Annotated in this window: 18 protein-coding genes and 1 pseudogene; 11 read left to right on the top strand and 8 right to left on the bottom strand. The window is 54.4% G+C overall.

The window, feature by feature from the left end:
* A partial coding sequence (locus tag AB5Y90_RS01305) for an RNA-guided endonuclease InsQ/TnpB family protein (RefSeq protein WP_368166445.1) occupies nucleotides 1-935 on the bottom strand: 935 nt, incomplete at its 3' end.
* 58 nt (nucleotides 936-993) lie between these two features.
* Between AB5Y90_RS01305 and tnpA the strand changes: the two genes are divergently transcribed.
* Both tnpA and AB5Y90_RS01295 read left to right on the top strand, forming a co-directional pair.
* Complete coding sequence (tnpA, locus tag AB5Y90_RS01300) at nucleotides 994-1398, top strand: IS200/IS605 family transposase (RefSeq protein ID WP_201995218.1); 405 nt, start codon at nucleotides 994-996, stop codon at nucleotides 1396-1398.
* Between the two features lie 50 nt (nucleotides 1399-1448).
* Nucleotides 1449-1619 (top strand): annotated as a pseudogene (locus tag AB5Y90_RS01295) (DUF1349 domain-containing protein); the annotation flags it as partial.
* A gap of 107 nt (nucleotides 1620-1726) precedes the next feature.
* Here the strand turns inward: AB5Y90_RS01295 and rimO are convergent.
* The gene (gene rimO, locus AB5Y90_RS01290) at nucleotides 1727-3055 is read right to left on the bottom strand and encodes a 30S ribosomal protein S12 methylthiotransferase RimO (protein WP_201951934.1); all 1329 of its coding nucleotides are present in this window, start codon (nucleotides 3053-3055) and stop codon (nucleotides 1727-1729) included.
* A 292-nt stretch (nucleotides 3056-3347) separates the two neighbouring features.
* Here rimO and AB5Y90_RS01285 point away from each other — a divergent pair, with 292 nt between their 5' ends.
* Nucleotides 3348-4472: an HD-GYP domain-containing protein gene (locus AB5Y90_RS01285; protein WP_368166444.1), complete on the top strand. Its 1125-nt coding sequence runs from the start codon at nucleotides 3348-3350 to the stop codon at nucleotides 4470-4472.
* Nucleotides 4473-4637: 165 nt separating this feature from the next.
* Here AB5Y90_RS01285 and AB5Y90_RS01280 read toward each other — a convergent pair whose 3' ends face one another.
* The 6 genes from AB5Y90_RS01280 to AB5Y90_RS01255 form a co-directional block, all read right to left on the bottom strand.
* A complete protein-coding gene (locus tag AB5Y90_RS01280; protein ID WP_005338109.1) occupies nucleotides 4638-4823 on the bottom strand; it encodes a hypothetical protein in 186 nt (61 codons plus the stop codon).
* Between the two features lie 42 nt (nucleotides 4824-4865).
* On the bottom strand, nucleotides 4866-5447 hold the full coding sequence (locus AB5Y90_RS01275; protein ID WP_368166443.1) for a NifB/NifX family molybdenum-iron cluster-binding protein: 582 nt from the start codon (nucleotides 5445-5447) through the stop codon (nucleotides 4866-4868).
* Nucleotides 5444-5758, bottom strand: a complete 315-nt coding sequence (locus tag AB5Y90_RS01270) for a DUF134 domain-containing protein (RefSeq protein WP_005338107.1) — start codon at nucleotides 5756-5758, stop codon at nucleotides 5444-5446. Before AB5Y90_RS01270 ends, AB5Y90_RS01275 begins: the two co-directional genes overlap by 4 nt.
* Nucleotides 5759-5981: 223 nt before the next feature.
* A complete protein-coding gene (locus AB5Y90_RS01265; protein WP_368166442.1) occupies nucleotides 5982-7163 on the bottom strand; it encodes a dicarboxylate/amino acid:cation symporter in 1182 nt (393 codons plus the stop codon).
* 192 nt (nucleotides 7164-7355) lie between these two features.
* The gene (locus AB5Y90_RS01260) at nucleotides 7356-7907 is read right to left on the bottom strand and encodes a hypothetical protein (RefSeq protein WP_368166441.1); all 552 of its coding nucleotides are present in this window, start codon (nucleotides 7905-7907) and stop codon (nucleotides 7356-7358) included.
* 105 nt (nucleotides 7908-8012) lie between these two features.
* A complete protein-coding gene (locus AB5Y90_RS01255; protein ID WP_005359187.1) occupies nucleotides 8013-8651 on the bottom strand; it encodes a TetR family transcriptional regulator in 639 nt (212 codons plus the stop codon).
* Between the two features lie 140 nt (nucleotides 8652-8791).
* On the opposite strand from AB5Y90_RS01255, the gene AB5Y90_RS01250 reads away from it, so the two are divergent.
* From AB5Y90_RS01250 to pseI, 8 genes are all read left to right on the top strand, one after another.
* Complete coding sequence (locus tag AB5Y90_RS01250) at nucleotides 8792-9985, top strand: efflux RND transporter periplasmic adaptor subunit (RefSeq protein WP_021231193.1); 1194 nt, start codon at nucleotides 8792-8794, stop codon at nucleotides 9983-9985.
* 17 nt (nucleotides 9986-10002) lie between these two features.
* On the top strand, nucleotides 10003-13152 hold the full coding sequence (locus AB5Y90_RS01245; RefSeq protein WP_368166440.1) for an efflux RND transporter permease subunit: 3150 nt from the start codon (nucleotides 10003-10005) through the stop codon (nucleotides 13150-13152).
* Between the two features lie 596 nt (nucleotides 13153-13748).
* Entirely contained in the window at nucleotides 13749-14843 is a 1095-nt protein-coding gene (gene rfbB / locus AB5Y90_RS01240) for a dTDP-glucose 4,6-dehydratase (RefSeq protein ID WP_368166439.1), read from the top strand.
* A gap of 139 nt (nucleotides 14844-14982) precedes the next feature.
* Nucleotides 14983-15996, top strand: coding sequence for a UDP-N-acetylglucosamine 4,6-dehydratase (inverting) (pseB, locus tag AB5Y90_RS01235; RefSeq protein WP_368166438.1), 1014 nt, complete (start codon nucleotides 14983-14985; stop codon nucleotides 15994-15996).
* Between the two features lie 8 nt (nucleotides 15997-16004).
* The gene (pseC, locus tag AB5Y90_RS01230) at nucleotides 16005-17171 is read left to right on the top strand and encodes a UDP-4-amino-4,6-dideoxy-N-acetyl-beta-L-altrosamine transaminase (protein WP_368166437.1); all 1167 of its coding nucleotides are present in this window, start codon (nucleotides 16005-16007) and stop codon (nucleotides 17169-17171) included.
* Nucleotides 17172-17180: 9 nt separating this feature from the next.
* Nucleotides 17181-17864, top strand: coding sequence for a pseudaminic acid cytidylyltransferase (pseF, locus tag AB5Y90_RS01225; RefSeq protein WP_368166436.1), 684 nt, complete (start codon nucleotides 17181-17183; stop codon nucleotides 17862-17864).
* Nucleotides 17865-17869: 5 nt separating this feature from the next.
* Nucleotides 17870-19378, top strand: coding sequence for a UDP-2,4-diacetamido-2,4,6-trideoxy-beta-L-altropyranose hydrolase (gene pseG / locus AB5Y90_RS01220; RefSeq protein ID WP_368166435.1), 1509 nt, complete (start codon nucleotides 17870-17872; stop codon nucleotides 19376-19378).
* Nucleotides 19378-20436, top strand: coding sequence for a pseudaminic acid synthase (pseI, locus tag AB5Y90_RS01215; protein WP_368166434.1), 1059 nt, complete (start codon nucleotides 19378-19380; stop codon nucleotides 20434-20436). The genes pseG and pseI overlap by 1 nt, the downstream gene beginning before the upstream one ends.
* The last annotated feature ends 617 nt before the right edge of the window (nucleotides 20437-21053 follow it).

Here is a 21053-nt window from a genome sequence, read left to right as displayed (position 1 = left end):
AGCTCAAACCAGCCCTGATCCAATATCGAACGATTCAGCCCTGATTTTGCCCGGACGTTGCGCCCCGGCTGGCTTGTCGTGCCCGCTGCTGATTTTGACATGTTGGCAACCTTCAAATCCTCAATGACGATCATCGCGTGGTTTTTGCTGATAGTCGTTGTGACCTTGTGAAGGTAATCGCGGCGGGTATTGGCGATATGTGAATGCAGGCGCTGGATCTTGGCTTTTTGCTTCTTCCAGTTACTGCTGAACTTTACTTTTTTGCTCAACTGGCGCTGGAGCCTTGCCAGCTTGGCCTGATGGGTTTTGAAGCTGTTGACGGGCTCAAACACCGTGCCATCTGACAGGGTTGCGAGCTTGGCAATACCCGCATCCAGCCCGACCATTGAGCCGGACGGGTGAATTGGCTCAGGCGTCTCCTGCTCGACCTGTAATGAGATATACCAGTGCCCGGCGGCTTGGCTGACAGTGGCGTTTTTAATCTTCCCTTCTACTGGGCGTGACTGGCGAAACTTAACCCACGCCAGCCCGGCTGGCAGTTTCACACGGCCTTTCTCAAGGCGGCAATACTTGTCGAAGTTGACGAACCGGATAGAGTCGCGGTTGTCGCTTTTCTTCTTGAAAACTGGGGCTTTGGCGACGAGTTTTTTATCAAAACAACGCATCCACGCGCCGTGCAAATCCTTGAGTTTCTGCTGGAGGTTGTCGGTGTATGCCTCGGCCAGAAAGGCCATTTCTGGGACTTTCTTCCAACTGGTGAGCATCCGGTTAAGCTCAAAGGCAGAAGGCAGTTTTTCGCCAGAATCAAGAATGCGTTTGGTTTCTGCCAGCCCGTGATTCCAGACATAACGAGCACTGCCGCCCAACTGGCGCAGGCGTTGCGCTTGTTGTTCGGTCGGTTCGAGTCGGAATTTGTAGGCTTTTAGAATTTGCATTAAATGCTCAGTGTGTAGCAATATTTCTTCACATCATTACACCGAGCAGAGTCATTAAATGCAAGTCGTAAATATCAACAAATCACGCCATGCTGCTTATCTTCTCCATGTTCACTTGGTATTTGTGACTAAGTATCGAAAAAAGATATTGGGCGATTTACACCTTGCTGCATTCAATCAGTATGCTACTGAGGTTTGTAGCGACTTTGGCGCACAACTGAAAGAGTGTGACGGAGAGGCTGACCATGTTCACATGTTGATAGAGTACGGCCCAACGGTACAGTTATCGGTACTGGTTAACTCGTTGAAGGCGGTAACATCAAGGCGGCTGCGCAATGAATTTCTGGACTTGAGAGGTGCCTACAGCAAGCCCGTGCTCTGGTCACGCTCCTACTTTGCTGGCTCTTGCGGCGGTGCGCCGTTGGAGGTGATCAAGCAATACATTCAAAACCAGCGGGGCTGACGCCCCGGCGAAATTCCCCTCCCACCTACGTCGGAGGGAGTCCCCTTTCGCATTCAGATGGCAAGGTGTGGCCGCTGCTGCGCCTCGCCCCGTTTCCGCCAGGCTAAAGTTGCTTTATCGGGGTGATGTGCTGCACGCCGGAGCGGCAGGGGCTGGCGGTGCGTTTCTCTGACTTGCGCCTCACTGCGCCCCTTGGCAAGGCGCTGCACGACCTCGGCTAGCAGTTTATCGCCGGTAGTTGTTAAACAAAAAGCGCCATCAGGCGCTTTTTGTTTAGTTGCGTTGAACGCTATCGGCTCAACGCGCGGCGTGTGTACCCATGGCAGGGTTAGCCAATCAGGCTGGCCCACAGGTCATATTCGTCGGATTCGTCGATCCGCACCTTGACCATGTCCCCCGGCTTGAGGCCGGTTTCGCCGTTGAGGTAGACCAGACCGTCGATTTCCGGTGCATCGGCAAAAGAGCGGCCAGTGGCGCCCTCTTCGTCCACCTCGTCGATGATGACGGTCATCTCCTGACCCACTTTGCGAGCCAGCTTGCGGATGGAGACCTGCTGTTGCAGCTCCATAAAGCGCTGGAAGCGCTCTTCCTGAATCTCTTCCGGTACCGGATCCGGCAGCTCGTTGGCCAGCGCCCCTTCGACCGGGCTGTATTTGAAGCAGCCGACCCGATCCAGCTCCGCCTTGTCGATAAAGTCCAGCAGCATCTGGAAGTCTTCCTCGGTCTCGCCCGGGAAGCCGACGATAAAGGTGGAACGCAGGGTGATCTGCGGGCAGATCTCCCGCCACTTCTGGATCCGCTCCAGGGTGCGCTCGACGGTACCCGGGCGCTTCATCAGTTTGAGGATGCGCGGGCTGGCGTGCTGCAAGGGAATATCGAGGTAGGGCAGTACCTTGCCATCGCGCATCAGCGGGATGACGTCATCCACGTGCGGGTAGGGGTAGACGTAGTGCAGACGTACCCAGATATCGAGCTTGGCCAGCTCTTCGCACAGGGCGACCATGCTGGTCTTGACCGGCATGCCGTCGTAGAAACCGGTGCGGTGCTTCACATCGACGCCGTAGGCGGAGGTGTCCTGGGAGATCACCAGCAGCTCCTTCACGCCCGCCTCTTTCAGGCGCTTGGCTTCGGCCAGCACGTCGCCGATGGGGCGGCTCACCAGATCCCCGCGCATGGAGGGGATGATGCAGAAGGTGCAGCGGTGGTTGCACCCTTCGGAAATCTTCAGATAGGCGTAGTGGCGCGGGGTCAGCTTGACGCCGTGGGCCGGAACCAGACTGGTGAAGGGGTTGTGCTGCGGCTTCTCCACATATTTGTGGACGTGACCCAGCACCTCTTCATAGGCGTGGGGACCGGTGATCTCGAGCACCTTGGGGTGGATCTCGCGGATCTGATTCTCTTTGGCGCCAAGGCAGCCGGTGACGATCACCTTGCCGTTCTCGGCCAGCGCTTCGCCGATCGCTTCCAGCGACTCTTGCACCGCGCTGTCGATAAAGCCGCAGGTGTTGACGACGACCAGCTCGGCATCGTCATAGCTGGGCACCACATCGTACCCTTCGGTACGCAGCTGGGTCAGGATGCGTTCTGAATCGACCAGGTTTTTGGGGCAACCCAAGGAGACGAATCCTACTTTGGGGGCCTGTTTTGTGTTGGACATCGCTCAATCACTCTTAGGTGGCTCTTCTTTAAGGGCGCGGATTTTACCGGAATGGTTAACCAAAAACTATACAGCCAGCATGGCAGAACCGAACAATATCTCCGACCAGGCAAGATTGCGCCGCACCAGCAGCCGTTGATGGCGCGCCCTTGATAGGGCTATTGCCTCTGCCGTGCAGGCTTGTTGTGGGGAAGCTGCTTTGTTGATTTTCCTCTCAATATTGATTTGGTGACAGAGAGGAGAGCACCGGGAGTCACTATACTCCCGGTACGGGAACCCGTTGGAGAAGGCGATGGAAAGTTCATTTGGCGAAAAAATGCGGAGTGTACATGCCACCCTCAGGCAGCGCTTTGACAAGCTGAGTCGGGTGGCCATCGCGATTTACGATCCCCATACCGATCAGCTCAAGACCTTTGCCCACAGCACCGAGGGGCCCTCGCCGCTGGTGCAGTATGAGGTGAAGCTGAGCGATGTCCCCTCCCTGAGTTATCTGGCGGAGCACAAGCAACCCCGGGTGCTCGGCAATCTGGATGCCCTGCGTGGCTCTGCGTCGGAGCACAGCCGCAAGGTGCTGGAGGCAGGCTATGCCTCCAGCTATACCGAGCCGCTGCTGTTTAACAGCAAACTGTTTGGCTTTCTGTTTTGTGATGCCATGGAGCCGGGATACTTCGAGGAGCCGATCCGCAGCGAGCTGTCGGCCTATGCCCAGGCGCTCTCGGCCATCATTGCGGTGGAGTTTTTCTCCATCCAGACCCTTGGCGGGGCGCTGACCACGGCGCGGGAGTTCAGCCGCTATCGGGATGAGGAGACCGCCAACCATCTGCACCGGATGTCGGCCTACTCCCGGCTGATCGCCAAGACGCTGGCCCCGACTTGCGGGCTGAGCGATGAGGAGGTGGAGTTTATCTACCTCTTCTCCGAGCTGCATGACATCGGCAAGATCGCTGTGCCGGATGCCATTTTGCTCAAGCCGGGCAAGCTGACACCGGAAGAGTTCGAAATCATGAAGATCCACCCCGGCAAGGGGCGGGAGATGATCAGCCTGATGATCAACGAGTTTGGTCTCGATGGCATTCATCACACCGATATGCTGACCAATATCATCGCCAGCCATCACGAACGCTTTGACGGCACCGGCTATCCGCTGGGGCTGGCGGGGGAGGCGATCCCGCTGGCAGCGCGCATCGTGACGGTGGCCGATGTGTTTGATGCCCTTACCAGCGAGCGCCCCTACAAGAAGGCCTGGCCGTTCGAGACGGCATTTGCCTATCTGGAAGAGCATGCCGGCAGCCAGTTTGATCCCGCCTGTGTCGCCGCAGCCCTGCACAACAAGGCCGAGTTTTATGCCATCTATCAGCAGTATCAGGATCCGGCCTGCACTCCGAGTGCTGCGGCCAGCGGCGCCGAGCCGGGTTGAGCGCGTGTGATGAGCGTAAGGGGGGAAAGAGGCGGTTCAAGCATGACGAGGGATAAATAGGGAGGGGGCACCAGCAGGTGCCCCCTCCCTTTTATGCGCCTTTTCTATTTCATGCGCCCTTTTTTTGCCGACCTTCTATCTGCGGTTATGGCGTGTGCGGTCAGGTTATTTTTTGGGCGTCGGCTCGCTGATCTGGTAGAGGTGATCCGCGCAGGCGCTGGAGCAACCACAGGGGCGTACCTCTTTATCTTCCCGTTTCTGGGCAAGCTGGTATTGGCGCCACCAGATGATGGTGCCCATGGCCAGGATCAACACGAACGAGGCGAGCAGGCTCAACAACCAGATGGACATGATCTCTTCTCCTTGATGGTGATGACATGCACGGCGATGGCATCAGTGATGATGGCAGCAACCACCCTGCTGGTTGGCGCCTTCACTGCCGTGGCAACAAGTATGGCCTTGTAGTGAGCTCTCTGCCTGATGGCCACTACTGGCGCAACAGTGATTGGAGCCACTGTTGCAATCACCGTGACAATTCGCATGGCTGTGGCCTGTGCCGACGGGCTGGATGGCACGGATAGTCGCCTTGCTCTGATGACGGCGAGACGGACGGCCCTGACTGGCCTCGGTTAGAGGTTGCAGATTGGCGGGGGCCAGCAGCGCGTGCAGCGGCAGGCGGGCAGAGCGGCACTGCAGCACCCGGATATTGACCGCCAGCAGGCGACTCAGCATCCGCTCGCCGATATTGCGCACCACCACCTGACCCACCTGATGATGGGAGAGAGCGTCGAGCAGCGCTTGCTTGCCGTGGCAGCCTTCGGCGGCGGCTGGATTAGGCAGGGTGACGATGACGTTCCCTTCGGGGTTAAGAATTTGCAGCTGCTCGGCACGGGTAAAGTGGCCAGCCAGCAACCCCTGACTCAGCATCAGGGCGCTGTTGCAGGGGTTGGTGGTCATGGTTGTGACAGCATTCATGTCGGCTCTTCTCCACTGGTTGGGTGGTCGGGCTCGGCGGGTTGCATCATCAATGCCTTGCCCAGACTCAGACACTCCACCACCTTGTAGCGCCCTTTTTTCAGGATATTGGCCAGGGTCTGGCGGGAGACCCCCATCACCAGGGCGGCCTCCTGCTGCTGCATTCCTTGAAGGTCGACGAGGCGCAGTGCCTCGAACTCGTCAGGGGCCAGCGTGACTTGTTCCAGCTGATGCATGGGGCGGCCGTTGGGTTTGAAGCAGCTGTTGGCGGGGCGGCCACAGATCTGGCGGGCAATCTTGGGTCTTGGCATGGTGGCTCCTAATTGGCATAAGCCATTTATACGCTCATATGTGGCATATGCCAATAATTTTGTCGGGTGTAGAGAGCTACGCGAATGTTGTTTACGGTAGAGAGGGGTAAAGAGAGGGAGGCGGAATACGTACAAAAGCAGTGAAGGTGGCAGAAACGACGCAGGCCCGAACATGGTTCGGGCCTGCGGTTTTGCAGAGGATGGTCGAGCTATCCCGGCGAGCTTACGCCTGTTCGGCCTCGGCCACAGGAGCTGCGCTCTCGCTGCCGTTGGCGAAGCGATCCGCCCACAGGGCAATTACGCCGTCACCGGTGACGTTGCAGGCGGTGCCGAAGCTGTCCTGCGCCAGATAGAGGGCGATCATCAGGGCGATGGAGGCTTCACCAAAGCCGAGCATGGAGGTGAGCAGGCCCAGCGCCGACATCACGCCACCACCCGGCGCGCCTGGAGCGGCGATCATGATCACCCCCAGCATCATGATGAAGGGGAGCATGGTCTCGATGCCCGGAATGGCCAGATGCTCGGAGAGGAACATCACCGCGGTGGCGCAGGTGACCAGGGTAATGGTGGAGCCACAGAGGTGAATGGTGGCACACAGCGGCACGGTGAAGTTGGCGATACCGTCGCTCACGCCGTTGTTCTTGCTCGATTGCAGAGCTACCGGAATGGTGGCGGCGCTCGACATGGTCCCCAGCGCGGTGAAGTAGGCGGGCAGCATGTTCTTGATGAGCTGCGCCGGTGAGCGGCCAAGGGCCAGACCGGTACCCACGAACAGTACGGAGAGCCAGATCCAGTGCATCAGGATCGCCATCACCAGCACCACGCCGAAGGTTTTCAGGGTAGCGAATACGGTGCCTTCTACCGTCATCTCGACAAAGACGCCAGCGATGTAGAACGGCAGCAGCGGAATGATCACCTTGGCCAGCAGGCGGTCGATGATGTCACGACCCTGATCGGCGACCCGGCGCAGATCGGTGGCCTGGGTGGCGCTGATGCCGATGCCGAACACGAAGGCGGCGGCCAGTGCCGACATCACGCCAAACAGCGGCGGGATCTCCAGATTGACGTAGGAGGCGAGCTTGATGGCCGTGGCCGTGGTGGGCTCGGCGGCGGTGGTGAACTGCGGGATCAGGTGGCTCGCCACGGTAAAGGCGAACAGCCCCGCTAGAATGGTGGAGCAGTAGGAGAGGGCCACGGTTTTGCCCAGCAGGTTGCCGGAGTTTTTCGGCAGGCTGGCGATGCCGCTCATGATAAAGAACAGAATGATGAGCGGAATGGTGAAGGTGATGAGCTGACCTATCACTGTCTTGGCCGTAAACAGCACGCGCGCCACCCACTCAGGGGCGTAGAGACCGAGCAAGAGACCGGCAAGGATGCCAGCAATGAGTTTCAGGACAAGTTTCATAAGGAAATCCGGAGTTGGTTGTATTGTCTGTTTTGTTATTAAATTTTGATATTAATCACACTTTTTAACACGTAAGCCGTGTTATGTCTGCCTTTTCTGCGTTAACACCGAGTTAAATATTGTCGAAAGCGAAGATCGCCGACTAGCTGTCGGCTTGGCGTTGAACGGGAAAATCCGTGATGAATTAGCCCGTTAGGTGGCCTGATGATCGCCATGCAGCAACATGATGTACTGGCTGGCGTGTTGACCTGTGCATGATGGCGTGTTGGTCGAGGCGGTTTCCATCGGTGCCAGTTGTAGCGCTATCCCGGATGTGGTGACCAGTTGCTGTAGCTGATCGTGACTTATCTTGCCGCTTGGCTGCAGGGGGAAGCAGAGCGGAGCGCCCGCTTTGAGCAGGGTCGCCAGCTGTTGCAACAGGGGGACAAGAGTGGCCACGTCGCCATCAAGCGGGCGGCTTAGCCAGATGCCATCGTAAGGGAGCACCGAGTACATCTTCGCCAGCGGGCAGACCCGCACCGCTTGCCCGGATTGCTGCGAGGCAACTCTGGCGTCGGCCAGTACCGCTTCACAGGCGGTGACCACATACCCTTCTGCACGCAGCCAGCACAGATCCTCCCCCATACCGCATTGACCATTGAGCAGGTGAGCGCCGGGTTTAAGGCGCGCCACAAAGGCAGCCCGAACGTGGGCGTGCTGGTCGTTCAAGGGCCGGGAAGCGGGGATGGCGTCAGAGTGTGGCACAGGGGTTACCTCAAGCAGGGAGCGCACAGGGTAACAAATCGGGGCCTGACTGCCAAAGCGCGCGGTCAGGCCCTGATTTGGGGGTGATGAAGTTGCCGGAGCCGGTTAGCGGCCGCAGGCAGGCCCGTGGGGTTGGGCCAGCATGGTGAACATGCTCTCTATCATAAAGGCGGATTCGCCCTGCAGGTCGATCCGCCCCGGAAAGTGGAGCCAGTTGATTATGTAACCATCCAGGGTGCAGTGGAGCAGGGTGGCTGCGCGCTGCAGGTTGAGGTTGGCGGGCAGCTGGCCCCGCCGTACCGCATTGGCCAGGGTGGTCTCAAGGTCCCGAAAGAAGTTGGCGGACTGGCTGCGGATATGTTCGCGCAGTGAGATGGCTTCCCCCTCCAGCGATTCGAGATTGAACAGGATGGTGAACATCTGCCGCTGGGCCGGATTGTGAATGAAGCTGTGGAGCACCCCTTCGAAGAAGAGGCGCAGTTGCCCGAGCGGATCCGGCTCATCTGGATTGAGGCAGGCATCGAGCTGGTGGGCGAGGGGGCTGCAGAGCTCCTGCCAGAGCGAAATGAAGAGTTCATCCTTGTTCTTGAAGTGCCAATAGATGGCCCCGCGGGTCAGGTCTGCCGCTCTGGCGATGTCGGTCAGGCTGGTCTTGGCCAGGCCCTGAGAGCAGAACAGATCCAGCGCCGTGCTCATGATGTGGCAGCGGGTTTGCTGCGCCTCTTCTTTGGTTCGTCTGGCCATCGAAATTTGTGCCTCATGCAAGCAAAAAGTCACTTACATACATTTATGAATGTATGTATATTGCCTCATCTTTCGACTATTTACCAACAGGGCCCATGTGGCCCTGATTGTTCATTGACTGGCAAAGGCTCAGGTGTTTCATGCATAAACATATTCTTGCTCGTTCAGTTGGTCTTGCCTTGCTGGCTACAGGCTTGCTGGCAGGTTGTGGTGACAAGGGGGGCGCACCCCAGGGACAGGGCGGCATGCCCCCCGCGGCGGTCAACGTGGTGACTCTGCAGAGCGGTCCGCTGATGTTGACCACCGAATTGACCGGCCGCAGCGCCCCGTTGCGGGTGGCCGAAGTGCGTCCGCAGGTGAGCGGCATCATCCTCAAGCGCCTCTTTACCGAGGGAAGCGATGTGAAAGCGGGCGATCTGCTCTATCAGATCGATCCGGCTGTCTATCAGGCGGCAGTCGCCAGCGCCAAAGCCAATCTGGCCAAGGCCGAGGCCAACGAGCAGAGTGCCCGTCTCAAGGCGCAGCGCTATCAGGAGCTGCTCAAGGTCAAATCCATCAGTCGTCAGGACTATGACGACGCCGACGCCAGCTGGAAGCAGGCTAAGGCGGAGATCATGGCGAGCAAGGCGGCTTTGCGCACTGCCGAGATCAATCTCGGTTACACCCGCATCACAGCACCCATCAGCGGCCGCATCGGTAAATCCGCGGTGACAGAGGGGGCGCTGGTGACCGCCCAGCAGGCTGACAGCCTGACCGCCATTCAGCAGCTCGATCCCATGTATGTGGATGTGCGTCAGTCCACCGCCGATCTGCTGCGCCTCAAGCGACTGGTCGCCGAGGGCAAGCTGACCCAGGACGAGCAGAAGGGGGCCAAGGTGACCTTCCAGCTGGAAGATGGCTCCACTTACGGCGAAGAGGGCTCGTTGCAGTTCTCCGATGTGACCGTGGATGAGACCTCCGGCATGGTGACCCTGCGGGTGATTGTGCCCAATCCTCACCAGCTGCTGCTGCCCGGCATGTTTATGCGCGCCACCCTGCAAGAGGGGGAGCGGGCGCAAGGACTGCTGGTGCCGCAAACGGCCGTGACTCGCACCCCCAATGGCGGTGCCACCGTGATGGTGGTAACCGCTGACAACAAGGTGGAGCTGCGCAACGTGCAGCTGAGCCGGGTCGTCGGCAGCAACTGGGTGGTGGAGTCAGGGCTCACCTCCGGCGAGCGGGTGATCGTGGCTGGCTTGCAGAAAGTACGACCGGGCGCCGTGGTCAATCCCGCCGAGCAGGGTGCTGATGCACCGTCTGCTCAAGCTGCGTCCAACACCCCGGCCAACAAGTAGGATGGAGTAATCGCCTCATGGCTCGATTTTTTATAGACAGACCCATTTTTGCCTGGGTGATCGCGCTGGTGATCATGCTGGCGGGCAGCCTGGCCATCATCAAATTGCCGGTCGCCCAGTATCCGAGCATTGCGCCGCCCGCTGTCGGGATTTCCGCCAGCTATCCGGGCGCCTCCGCCAAAACGGTGGAAGACTCGGTGACCCAGATCATCGAACAGAACATGACCGGGCTGGATCACTTGCTCTACATGTCCTCCCAGTCTGACTCCGCGGGGCGGGTGTCGGTGACCCTCACCTTCCAGCCGGGGACCGATCCCGATATCGCCCAGGTGCAGGTGCAGAACAAGCTGCAACAGGCGATGTCGCTGCTGCCGCAAGAGGTGCAGCAGCAGGGGATCCGGGTACAGAAGACCTCCAGCAGCTTCCTGATGGTCGCGGCCTTCATCTCCAGCGATGGCAGCATGAACAACGACGATCTGGCGGATTATGTGGTCTCCAACATCAAGGAGCCCCTGAGCCGTCTGGACGGGGTAGGGGATATCACCTTGTTCGGCAGCCAGTACTCCATGCGGGTGTGGCTCGATCCCAACAAGCTCAACCGGGTGCAGATGACCCCCGGTGATGTGCAGGCGGCCATCAAGGCGCAGAACGCCCAGGTGGCGTTCGGCAAGCTGGGTGGCACTCCGTCGGTGGAAGATCAGCAGTTCACCGCCACCATCATGGGGCAGACCCGACTCTCCACGGTGGAGCAGTTTAACGACATCCTGCTGCGGGTGAATCAGGATGGCTCCAAGGTGCGGCTCAAAGACGTCGCCCGGGTCGAGCTGGCGGGGGAAAGCTATGACGCCGAGGCGCTCTACAATGGCCAGTCCACCGCCGCGGTCGCCATCAAGCTGGCGACCGGTGCCAACGCGCTGGATACCGCCGAGAAGGTGCGCGCCAAGCTCGACGAGCTGTCGGACTACTTCCCGGCCAACATGAAGATCGTCTATCCCTACGACACCACGCCGTTTGTGAAGATCTCCATCGAGGAGGTGGTGCAAACCCTGATCGAGGCGATCTTCCTGGTGTTCTGCGTCATGTATCTGTTCTTGCAGAACTTCCGCGCCACCCTGATCCCGACCATTGCGGTGCCTGTGGTGCTGCTCGGAACCTTCGGGGTGATGGCGGCGTTCGGCTTCTCCATCAACACCCTCACCATGTTCGGTATGGTGCTGGCCATCGGCCTGCTGGTGGATGACGCCATCGTGGTGGTGGAGAACGTGGAGCGCCTGATGAGCGAGGAGGATCTCTCCCCGCTGGAAGCGACCCGCAAGTCGATGACCCAGATCACCGGCGCGCTGGTGGGGATCGCCTTGGTGCTCTCCGCCGTATTCGTGCCGATGGCCTTCTTCGGCGGCTCGACCGGTGCCATCTATCGCCAGTTCTCGCTGACCATCGTCTCGGCCATGGTGTTGTCGGTACTGGTGGCGTTGATCCTGACCCCGGCGCTCTGTGCCACCCTGCTCAAGCCGATGAAACATGGCGAGTTTGGTGCCAAGCGCGGCTTCTTTGGCTGGTTCAACCGCGCCTTTGATGCCGGTACCAACCGTTATCAGCGCGGCGTGCGCAAGGTGATCAAGCAGGGCGTGCGTTACAGCCTGATCTACGGTGCCATGCTGGCGGTATTGGCGGTGCTGTTTATGCGGATGCCTACCTCCTTCCTGCCGGAAGAGGATCAGGGTGTCATCATGTCCATGGTGCAACTGCCGGTAGGTGCGACCAAGCAGCGCACCGAGGTGGTGCTGGCGGACATGCGCGACTACTTCCTGAAAAACGAGAAGGATAACGTTGACTCCGTACTGACCGTATCCGGCTTCAGCTTCGCCGGTAGTGGCCAGAATGCGGGCATGGCCTTTATCAAGCTCAAGGACTGGAGCGAGCGCAAGAGCTCGGATCGCAGCGCCAATGCCATTATCGGCCGCGCCATGGGCTATCTGTTCAGTATCAAGGAGGCGCAAGTGTTCGCCTTCAACCTGCCTCCGATCCCGGAGCTGGGTACGGCGACCGGTTTTGACTTCTTCCTGCAGGATCGCGGCGGCATCGGTCACGACAAGCTGATGGCGGCGCGCAACCAGCTGCTCGGCATGGCGGCGCAGGATCCCAATCTGGTGCGGGTGCGCCCGAACGGGATGGAAGATACGCCGCAGCTCGATATCAAGATCGACTACGAGAAGGCGCTGGCGCAGGGACTCTCCATCGCGGACATAAACAACACCCTGGCCGCAGCCTGGGGCTCGTCCTACGTTAATGATTTCGTCGACCGGGGCCGGATCAAGAAGGTCTACCTGCAGGCGGATGCTCCCTTCCGGATGAACCCGGAAGATCTCAAGCTCTGGTATGTGCGCAACGCCGCTGGCCAGATGGTGCCCTTCTCCGCCTTTGCCAGCACCGAGTGGAGCTTCGGCTCGCCCCGTCTGGAGCGTTACAACGGCGTACCGGCGATGGAGATCGTCGGGGAAGCGGCGCCCGGCAAGAGTACCGGTGATGCGATGGCCGCCATCGAGCAAATGGTGAAACAGCTGCCGGAAGGGGTGGGCATCGAGTGGACCGGGCTCTCCTTCCAGGAGCGTCAGGCCGGTTCACAGGCACCCGCGCTCTACGCCATCTCCTTGCTGGTGGTGTTCCTCTGTCTGGCTGCCCTCTACGAGAGCTGGAGCATTCCGTTCTCGGTGATGCTGGTGGTGCCGCTCGGGGTACTGGGGGCCATTGTGGCTGCTACCCTGCGCGGGCTGGAGAACGATGTCTACTTCCAGGTAGGCTTGCTCACGACCATCGGCTTGTCGGCGAAGAACGCGATTCTGATCGTGGAGTTTGCCAAAGAGCTCTATGACAAGGGGATGGGGTTGGGTGAAGCCGTAGTGGAGGCGGCGCGTCTGCGTCTGCGCCCGATCCTGATGACCTCGCTCGCCTTTATCCTGGGGGTGCTGCCTTTGGTGATCAGCTCCGGTGCGGGCGCCAGCAGCCGTAACGCCATCGGTACCGGCGTGATGGGGGGGATGATCAGCGCCACCGTGCTGGCCATCTTCTTCGTGCCGCTCTTCTTCGTGCTGGTGATGCGCTACTTCACCAAACACAGCAGCAAAGAAGCGCGCCTGACCCAGGCCCATGAGTCAAAACATGACTGATGGCATGCAGGTTGAGTTAATTTGAACAGCGATCAATAAATCGCCAGCCTGGTATGGTCCGGCTGACAATCAAACAGGGCAACCCCATGGGTTGCCCTATTTTTTTACTGAACTTGACACTTTGCGCGCTTCACAAGTTGTTTAAAGAGACAGCAAAGCGCCGGTGTGACTGTGATCAGCCTCGTGTTCAGCTTCAAGTCACTCCCTCTATGGTGTAGTTTTAGCTGTTCATTTAGGGGAGATTCGGGATAAAATTCGACGATAAAATCGGGTCTATGTGGTGGGCTATGTCATGACAACGCTGTGACTGCGTATCGTGATGCCCATTGCCGAAAACATAATAGAGCTGGAGGGCATGATGGCCAACAGCGTGAGCAATATGGTAAAAACAGCAAACTGGGGGCTGTAACCCAGTGCGGTAGCCATAGCTTTCGTTCAGTTTTTGTTCACATAACAAGCTGAAAACCCATTCCGCTTATATGTTCAGGATTACTCACATCACATGCACTTCCTTGATTTTCCGTATCGAAGAGTCATTCTAATTAATCTTTGTGCGGTCTGACTGAACTCCAGTTTTTCGCAAGAGCATAATTTGTATGAAAATTCTCGTTACCGGTGGTGCCGGTTTTATCGGCTCTGCCGTGGTGCGCCATATCATCCGTGATACCCAAGATTCTGTTATCAATCTCGATAAACTCACCTATGCCGGCAATCTGGAATCCCTGGCCGATGTATCGACAAGCGAGCGTTATGCGTTTGAGCAGGTGGATATCTGCAACCGTGCCGAGCTGGATCGGGTGTTTGCCCTGCACCAGCCGGATGCCGTGATGCATCTGGCCGCCGAGAGCCATGTTGATCGCTCCATCACAGGGCCGGCTGACTTTATCGAGACCAATATTGTCGGCACCTATATGTTGCTGGAAGCGGCTCGCGCTTACTGGAATGGTCTGGATGAGGCGCGCAAGGCGGCCTTCCGCTTCCACCATATCTCCACCGACGAGGTGTATGGCGATCTACCCCATCCGGATGAAGTAGCCGCCGGTGAGGCATTGCCGCTCTTTACCGAGACAACCCCTTACGCCCCCAGCAGCCCCTATTCGGCCTCCAAGGCTTCCAGTGACCATCTGGTGCGTGCCTGGCGCCGTACTTACGGCCTGCCAACCATCGTTACCAACTGCTCCAACAACTACGGTCCTTATCACTTCCCCGAGAAGCTGATCCCGCTGGTGATCCTCAACGCGCTGGATGGCAAGCCGCTGCCGGTCTATGGCAAGGGCGACCAGATCCGTGACTGGCTCTATGTGGAAGATCACGCGCGCGCGCTCTACAAGGTGGTGACCACCGGCTTGGTCGGGGAGACCTACAACATCGGCGGTCACAACGAGAAGCATAACCTAGAGGTGGTCTACACCATCTGCGATTTGCTTGACGAGATGGTACCCCTGTCTCCCTCGCCCCTTGGCGGAGACGGGAGAAGCTACCGCGATCAAATCACTTACGTGGCCGACCGTCTCGGTCACGATCGCCGCTATGCCATCGATTCTAGCAAGATGAGCAGCGAGCTGGATTGGCGGTCAGAGGAGACTTTCGAGTCGGGCATTCGCAAAACCGTGCAGTGGTATCTGGATAACCAGCAGTGGGTCAACAATGTCAAAAGCGGTGCCTATCAATCGGGGATTGAACTGCAATGAAATGGTGAATGGTGAACGGCGGGCAACCACAATCAACACATACATCGAGTTCGCCTCAGGGCGTTAGTTTTGAAAATGCAATATATATGTAACTCTTTCGCTACAGTTAATTCTTTTAAATTTTTAAAAAGGTATTGCTATGCTGAACAACAAAAAAGTCCTCATCACCGGTGGCACCGGCTCTTTCGGTAAGCAGTTCATCAAAACCATCCTTGAGCGTTATCCGAACGTTAAACGTATTGTTATTTTCTCTCGTGATGAATTAAAACAATCTGAGCTGCGTTTAAACTATCCACCAAAAGATTACCCACAGTTGCGTTTTTTTATCGGTGATGTCCGCGACAAAAACCGCATGGTACAAGCGTGCGAAGGTATCGATGTCATCATTCATGCCGCTGCGATAAAGCAGGTTGATACTGCCGAGTACAATCCGACCGAGTGCATTCGTACTAACGTTGATGGTGCTGAAAATGTAATTCATGCAGCACTGCAATGTGGTGTGAAAGAAGTGGTCGCACTGTCAACGGATAAAGCCTGTGCACCTATCAATCTGTATGGTGCCACCAAGCTGACATCTGACAAGTTGTTCACGGCGGCCAACAATATTAAAGGTTCACGGGATATTCGTTTCAGCGTGGTGCGCTACGGAAACGTAATGGGCTCACGTGGCTCAGTTATTCCCTTTTTCCTAAAAAAGCGTGATGAGGGAGTGTTGCCCATCACCCATGAAGAAATGACGCGCTTTAATATTTCACTACAAGATGGGGTGGACATGGTGATGTATGCCCTTGAGCATCATCTGGGTGGTGAAATTTTTGTGCCAAAAATTCCATCTTATAAAATCATGGATATCGCCAAAGCCATTGCACCTGAGTGTGAAACCAAGGTTGTTGGTATTCGCCCTGGTGAAAAACTGCATGAAGAGATGATCACCGATACGGACTCTTTAAATACTATTGACATGGGGCGTTATTACGCAATCTTGCCTTCGGTATCGTTTAGCTATACCGAAGAGGATTACCTCAAGCATCATAACGCACAAAAAGTACCCTTCGGTTTTAAATATAATTCGGGTACTAACACCGAATGGGAGACTGTCGATTCTCTGCGTGCGCTGATTAAAACCCATGTTGATGCTAATTTTGCAGTGTGAGAAAAAACGTGATTCCATACGGTAAACAAGAAATAACCCAGCAAGACATAGACAGTGTTGTGGCGGCGTTGCAATCTGATTTTCTTACTCAGGGACCGAAAACCCCTGAATTTGAACAGTTATTGACTGCTCATACCGGCGCAACCTACGCGCTGGCAGTTAATAGCGCAACTTCAGCGTTGCATATTGCCTGTTTGGCGCTGGGGTTAGGTGAAGGCGATTGGTTATGGACCAGCCCGATTACCTTTGTCGCATCAGCTAATTGTGGTTTGTATTGTGGTGCCAGAATCGATTTTGTTGATATTGACCCTGACACCTACAATATGTGTCCGAAAAAATTAGAACAAAAATTGATCGCGGCCAAAGCCAATGGCACATTGCCAAAAGTGGTGGTGCCAGTACATCTGTGTGGCCAGCCTTGCGATATGCAAGCGATTGCCAAGCTGGCGACAGAATATGGCTTTAAGGTAATAGAGGATGCTTCCCATGCGATTGGTGGTCGTTATTTAGAGCAGCCGATTGGCAATTGCCGTTACAGTGATATCACAGTGTTTAGTTTTCATCCGGTCAAGATCATCACCACTGCAGAAGGCGGCGCAGCACTTACCAATCAGTCAGCCTTGGCAGATAAAATGGCATTGCTGCGCAGCCACGGCATTACCCGTGATGAAGCGCAAATGCAAGGGCCAACCCACGGAGCCTGGTATTATCAGCAAATTGATCTTGGCTTTAATTACCGAATGACTGAGTTGCAGGCCGCCTTGGGGGTAAGTCAAATGCAGCGACTAGCCGCTTTTGTCGCTGCCCGACATCGTTTGGCTGCCCGTTATAACCAGTTGTTGGCTGATTTGCCGCTGACGCTACCTTATCAATTGCCAGAAACCTACTCCGGGTTACACCTCTATGTCATTCGCTTAAAGCTTGATGTGCTTGGATTAAGCCATGCCGAGGTTTTTTCTGCATTGCGAGCAGCAGGGATCGGGGTCAATGTGCACTATATTCCGGTGCATACTCAACCCTATTATCAGCGCATGGGTTTCGAGCTGGGCGATTTCCCGGCGGCTGAATCCTATTATCAGCAGGCTATTTCATTGCCCTTGTTTCATACCATGACCGATGCACAACAAGATGAAGTGGTACGGGTATTGGCACACATTCTGGCAACCAAGGTGTAGAACTAAAAGATGAACATCGCCATTATTCCTGCTCGTGGTGGCAGTAAGCGGATTCCGCGCAAAAATATCAAGCTTTTTCATGGCAAACCGATGATCGCTTGGTCGATTTTAGCTGCGAAGCAAGCGGGCTGTTTTGATCGGATCATTGTCTCAACCGATGATGCCGAAATTGCCGCCGTGGCGCAGGAATATGGCGCCGAAGTGCCGTTTATCCGACCGGCAGAGATTGCCAATGATTATGCGACGACAGGTGATGTGATAAGCCATGCGATTAGCTGGTTAATCGAACAAGGGCAGAGCCCAGAGCAAGTATGCTGCCTCTATGCAACCGCGCCTTTTGTTGAGCCTGATGATTTGCGCCAAGGCTTGGCATTATTAACAGGTAACAGCGAATGCCAGTTTGCATTCAGTGCTGCCCGCTTTGGCTTTCCGATTCAACGGGCGATTAAATTAGATGACGATGGGCGAGTGAGCATGTTTTCACCTGAACATTTGCTCACTCGTTCGCAAGATCTGGAAGAGGCTTATCACGATGCCGGCCAATTCTATTGGGGCCGCTCCAGTGCCTGGCTCAATAAAGCATCGATTTTTGCCGCGCATTCACACGTCGTTTTGCTGCCAAGTTATCGAGTGCAAGATATCGATACGCCCGATGATTGGCTTCGGGCTGAACGGTTGTTTGCGTTAAGGTAACGGCAATGCAATTTATTATTCGTGCCGATGCCTCACGTTGGATTGGCTCTGGTCATGTGATGCGTTGCTTGGTGCTAGCTGATGGCCTAACAGCGGTAGGCCATCAAGTCACTTTTATTTGTCGGCCACAAGCGGGTGATCTCATCGATGTGATCGTTGAACGCGGTCATCAACTAATCAAGTTACCTGCACTAACTTCGATTATCATGCCAGCAAGCAGCGCAGATTATGAAGCTTGGTTACAAGTGCCTTGGCAGCAAGATGCTGCTGAAGTATTGGCTGTTGTAACAAAAGCTGATTGGATGGTGGTGGACCATTACGGGATTAATGCGCAGTGGGAGCTACAAGTCAAACAAGCGTTAAATTGTAAATTGTTTGTAATTGATGACTTGGTGCGCTCCCATGCGGCAGAGTTGATCTTGGATCAAACCCTTGATCGCCAAGAAGATGAATATCTTGATGTTCAAACCACTTTAAGTATCCCACCCAGAGTATTAAGTGGGGTCCAGTATGCACTATTATCGCCACAATTTAGCCAAGTCAGAAAACAGCAGTTGCCACGAGTGGCAATCAGTGCGCCCCCCCAAATATTGCTCTCGTTTGGCGGTATTGATGAGCCCAATGTGACATTAAGAGTACTTAAGGCACTAAGCGATCTGGATGCTTTTTTTACTGTGTTATTAAGCCCACGGGCCCCGCATTATCACCAAGTAAAAGCATGGTGTGATTCACAAAAAAATGTGGTGCATCATGATTTTGTTCAAGATATGGCTCGCTTAATGAGTGAGCACGATATCGCTATCGGTGCACCGGGTACGACCAGTTGGGAGCGAGCCTGTCTGGGATTACCAAATATAGTAATTCCGATAGCAGAAAACCAACAGGCCATTTGCCAAGCATTGTTAGCGCATCAAGCAGCTTTATTAGTACGACAGTCTGATATTGAAAGTAGATTAATTCCTGCACTGCATGACTTGTTAAATAATTATATTAAATACGTAGATAATAATCTTGGGTTGTGTGATGGCAAGGGTGTGCAGCGAGTCATTAATGTCATTATGGCTAATACAGAAATATCAGGATTTAGACTAAGGCCGGTATCAATCGATGATGCGCTACTGATTTATCAGTGGCAATCTGATCCAGTAACCAGACGTTATGCCCTCAACCCCAACACCCCTAGTTGGGTAGAGCACAAATGCTGGATGGAAAAAAAATTACAGCGCCAGCAAGATTATTTCTTTTTGATAATTAATGCTGGACGTAGCGAACCCTATGGTGCAGTTAGACTAGATGAGCTAGGTACTGATAATTATCTTATCTCAATTTTTGTTGATCCGGACAAGCATGGTCAGGGTATTGGGTTAACGGGGTTGAAATTACTTGATAAATGCCTGCCCGGAATTAGGATTCATGCCACCGTACTGACCGAAAATATAGCATCGCAGCGCCTGTTTTCTAACGCAGGCTACCAACAGGTAGCTCCAGATAAATTTATAAGAGAACCATTGTAATGGATGAGAAAATCAAGCCGTTTATTACCATCAATGGCCGCAAGATTGGCCATGACTATCCACCATATATTATTGCGGAACTCTCAGCTAACCATAATGGAGATATCAATCGTGCTTTTGCGATTATGGAAGAGGCGAAAAAAGCGGGCGCGGATGCAATAAAACTCCAAACATATACAGCAGACACTATTACTCTTGAATGTGATAGTGAGGAATTTAAAATTCACGGTGGGTTATGGGATGGTAAAAATTTGTACCAACTCTACAAAGAGGCCCAAATGCCGTGGGAGTGGCACCAACCGTTGTTTGAGAAAGCCAAAGAGTTGGGGATCACCATCTTCAGTTCTCCTTTTGACTTTACTGCTGTTGATTTGTTGGAAGATCTTGATGCACCAGCCTACAAGATAGCGTCTTTTGAGTTGATAGATTTGCCATTGATAAAACGTGTGGCGCAAACAGGTAAGCCAATGATCATGTCTACTGGCATGGCCAATGCGGAAGAGATTGCCGAAGCGATTGCTACTGCGCAGTCCAATGGCTGCCAAGAGTTGGTCGTGTTGCACTGTGTCAGCGGTTACCCGGCTCCGGCGGATCAATACAATCTGCGGACCATTGCCGATATGGCTGAGCGTTTTGATGTGCTATCTGGTTTGTCTGATCACACTATCGATAATGCCACCGCTGTGGCTGCGGTGGCATTAGGGGCTTGTTTAATCGAAAAGCATGTCACCATGGATAGAAATGGCGGAGGGGCTGATGATAGCTTCTCGCTCGAACCTCATGAGCTAGCCGCATTATGTAAAGATGCTAAAACTGCCTGGTCAGCATTAGGTAGCGTAAATTATACGCGTACTGAAGCTGAAAAAGGAAATGTCAAATTTCGGCGGTCCTTGTATGTAGTGCAAGATATCAAGGCAGGTGAAAAGATCACCACACACAATGTGCGCAGTATTCGTCCTGGTTTTGGTTTACAACCGAAATATCTTGAACAAGTACTGGGTCAAACTGTAAAGATAGATGTTTTCAAAGGTACACCGCTTTCATTCGAGCTATTCTAATTCAGGGCAGGCCGTAGACTTAACTGTGAAATGAAATAATCGCTAAAAGAAGTCGATACTGATGAAGGCAGAAACTTTCTTATATATTTTATGATATAAGAAATTACTGGGCTTGACTAAGTGTTCTATCTATTATAGTAAGTTCATACATACGGTCTGCACTTTACAGCACTTGATTCCCTGCTATAAAATTCCTCAATATTCACATATGTTATTTGCATGTCAGGAAGTAATTTATTAATACAAGCATCTATTTTCTAGGTCTATTAGACCATTCCACAATGGAAAAATAGTGTGTTTATCGTTTATGCCGTTCTTAAATTTTTGATTGGCGAGGTAGCATAAGAAGTTATGACGGATATATATTATGCAATAACTACGACGACATTTTTAAATGTCAGGGTGTTGAAGTGTTGGCTTCAGGATAATTTACATTGCAATCGTAATTATTATTAACGCTGAGGAGAGAATCTGGCATCGGAAAAGAATTTATTAGTCTCTGTGCATTTTATACACAGGGGTTGTTGATTTAAGATGGCTTTGATATAAATGAACTGTAGTTTGTTATTACATTTGACTTTAGTAGTTTTATATTGTTTGTTAATAAAAAAGGGAGG

Origin of the sequence: Aeromonas sp. R4-1, assembly GCF_040908325.1 — a bacterium.
Lineage (GTDB): Bacteria > Pseudomonadota > Gammaproteobacteria > Enterobacterales > Aeromonadaceae > Aeromonas > Aeromonas veronii.
The sequence above is the reverse complement of the archived record's forward strand: the minus strand, read 5'-3'. Positions and strand labels throughout refer to the sequence as shown.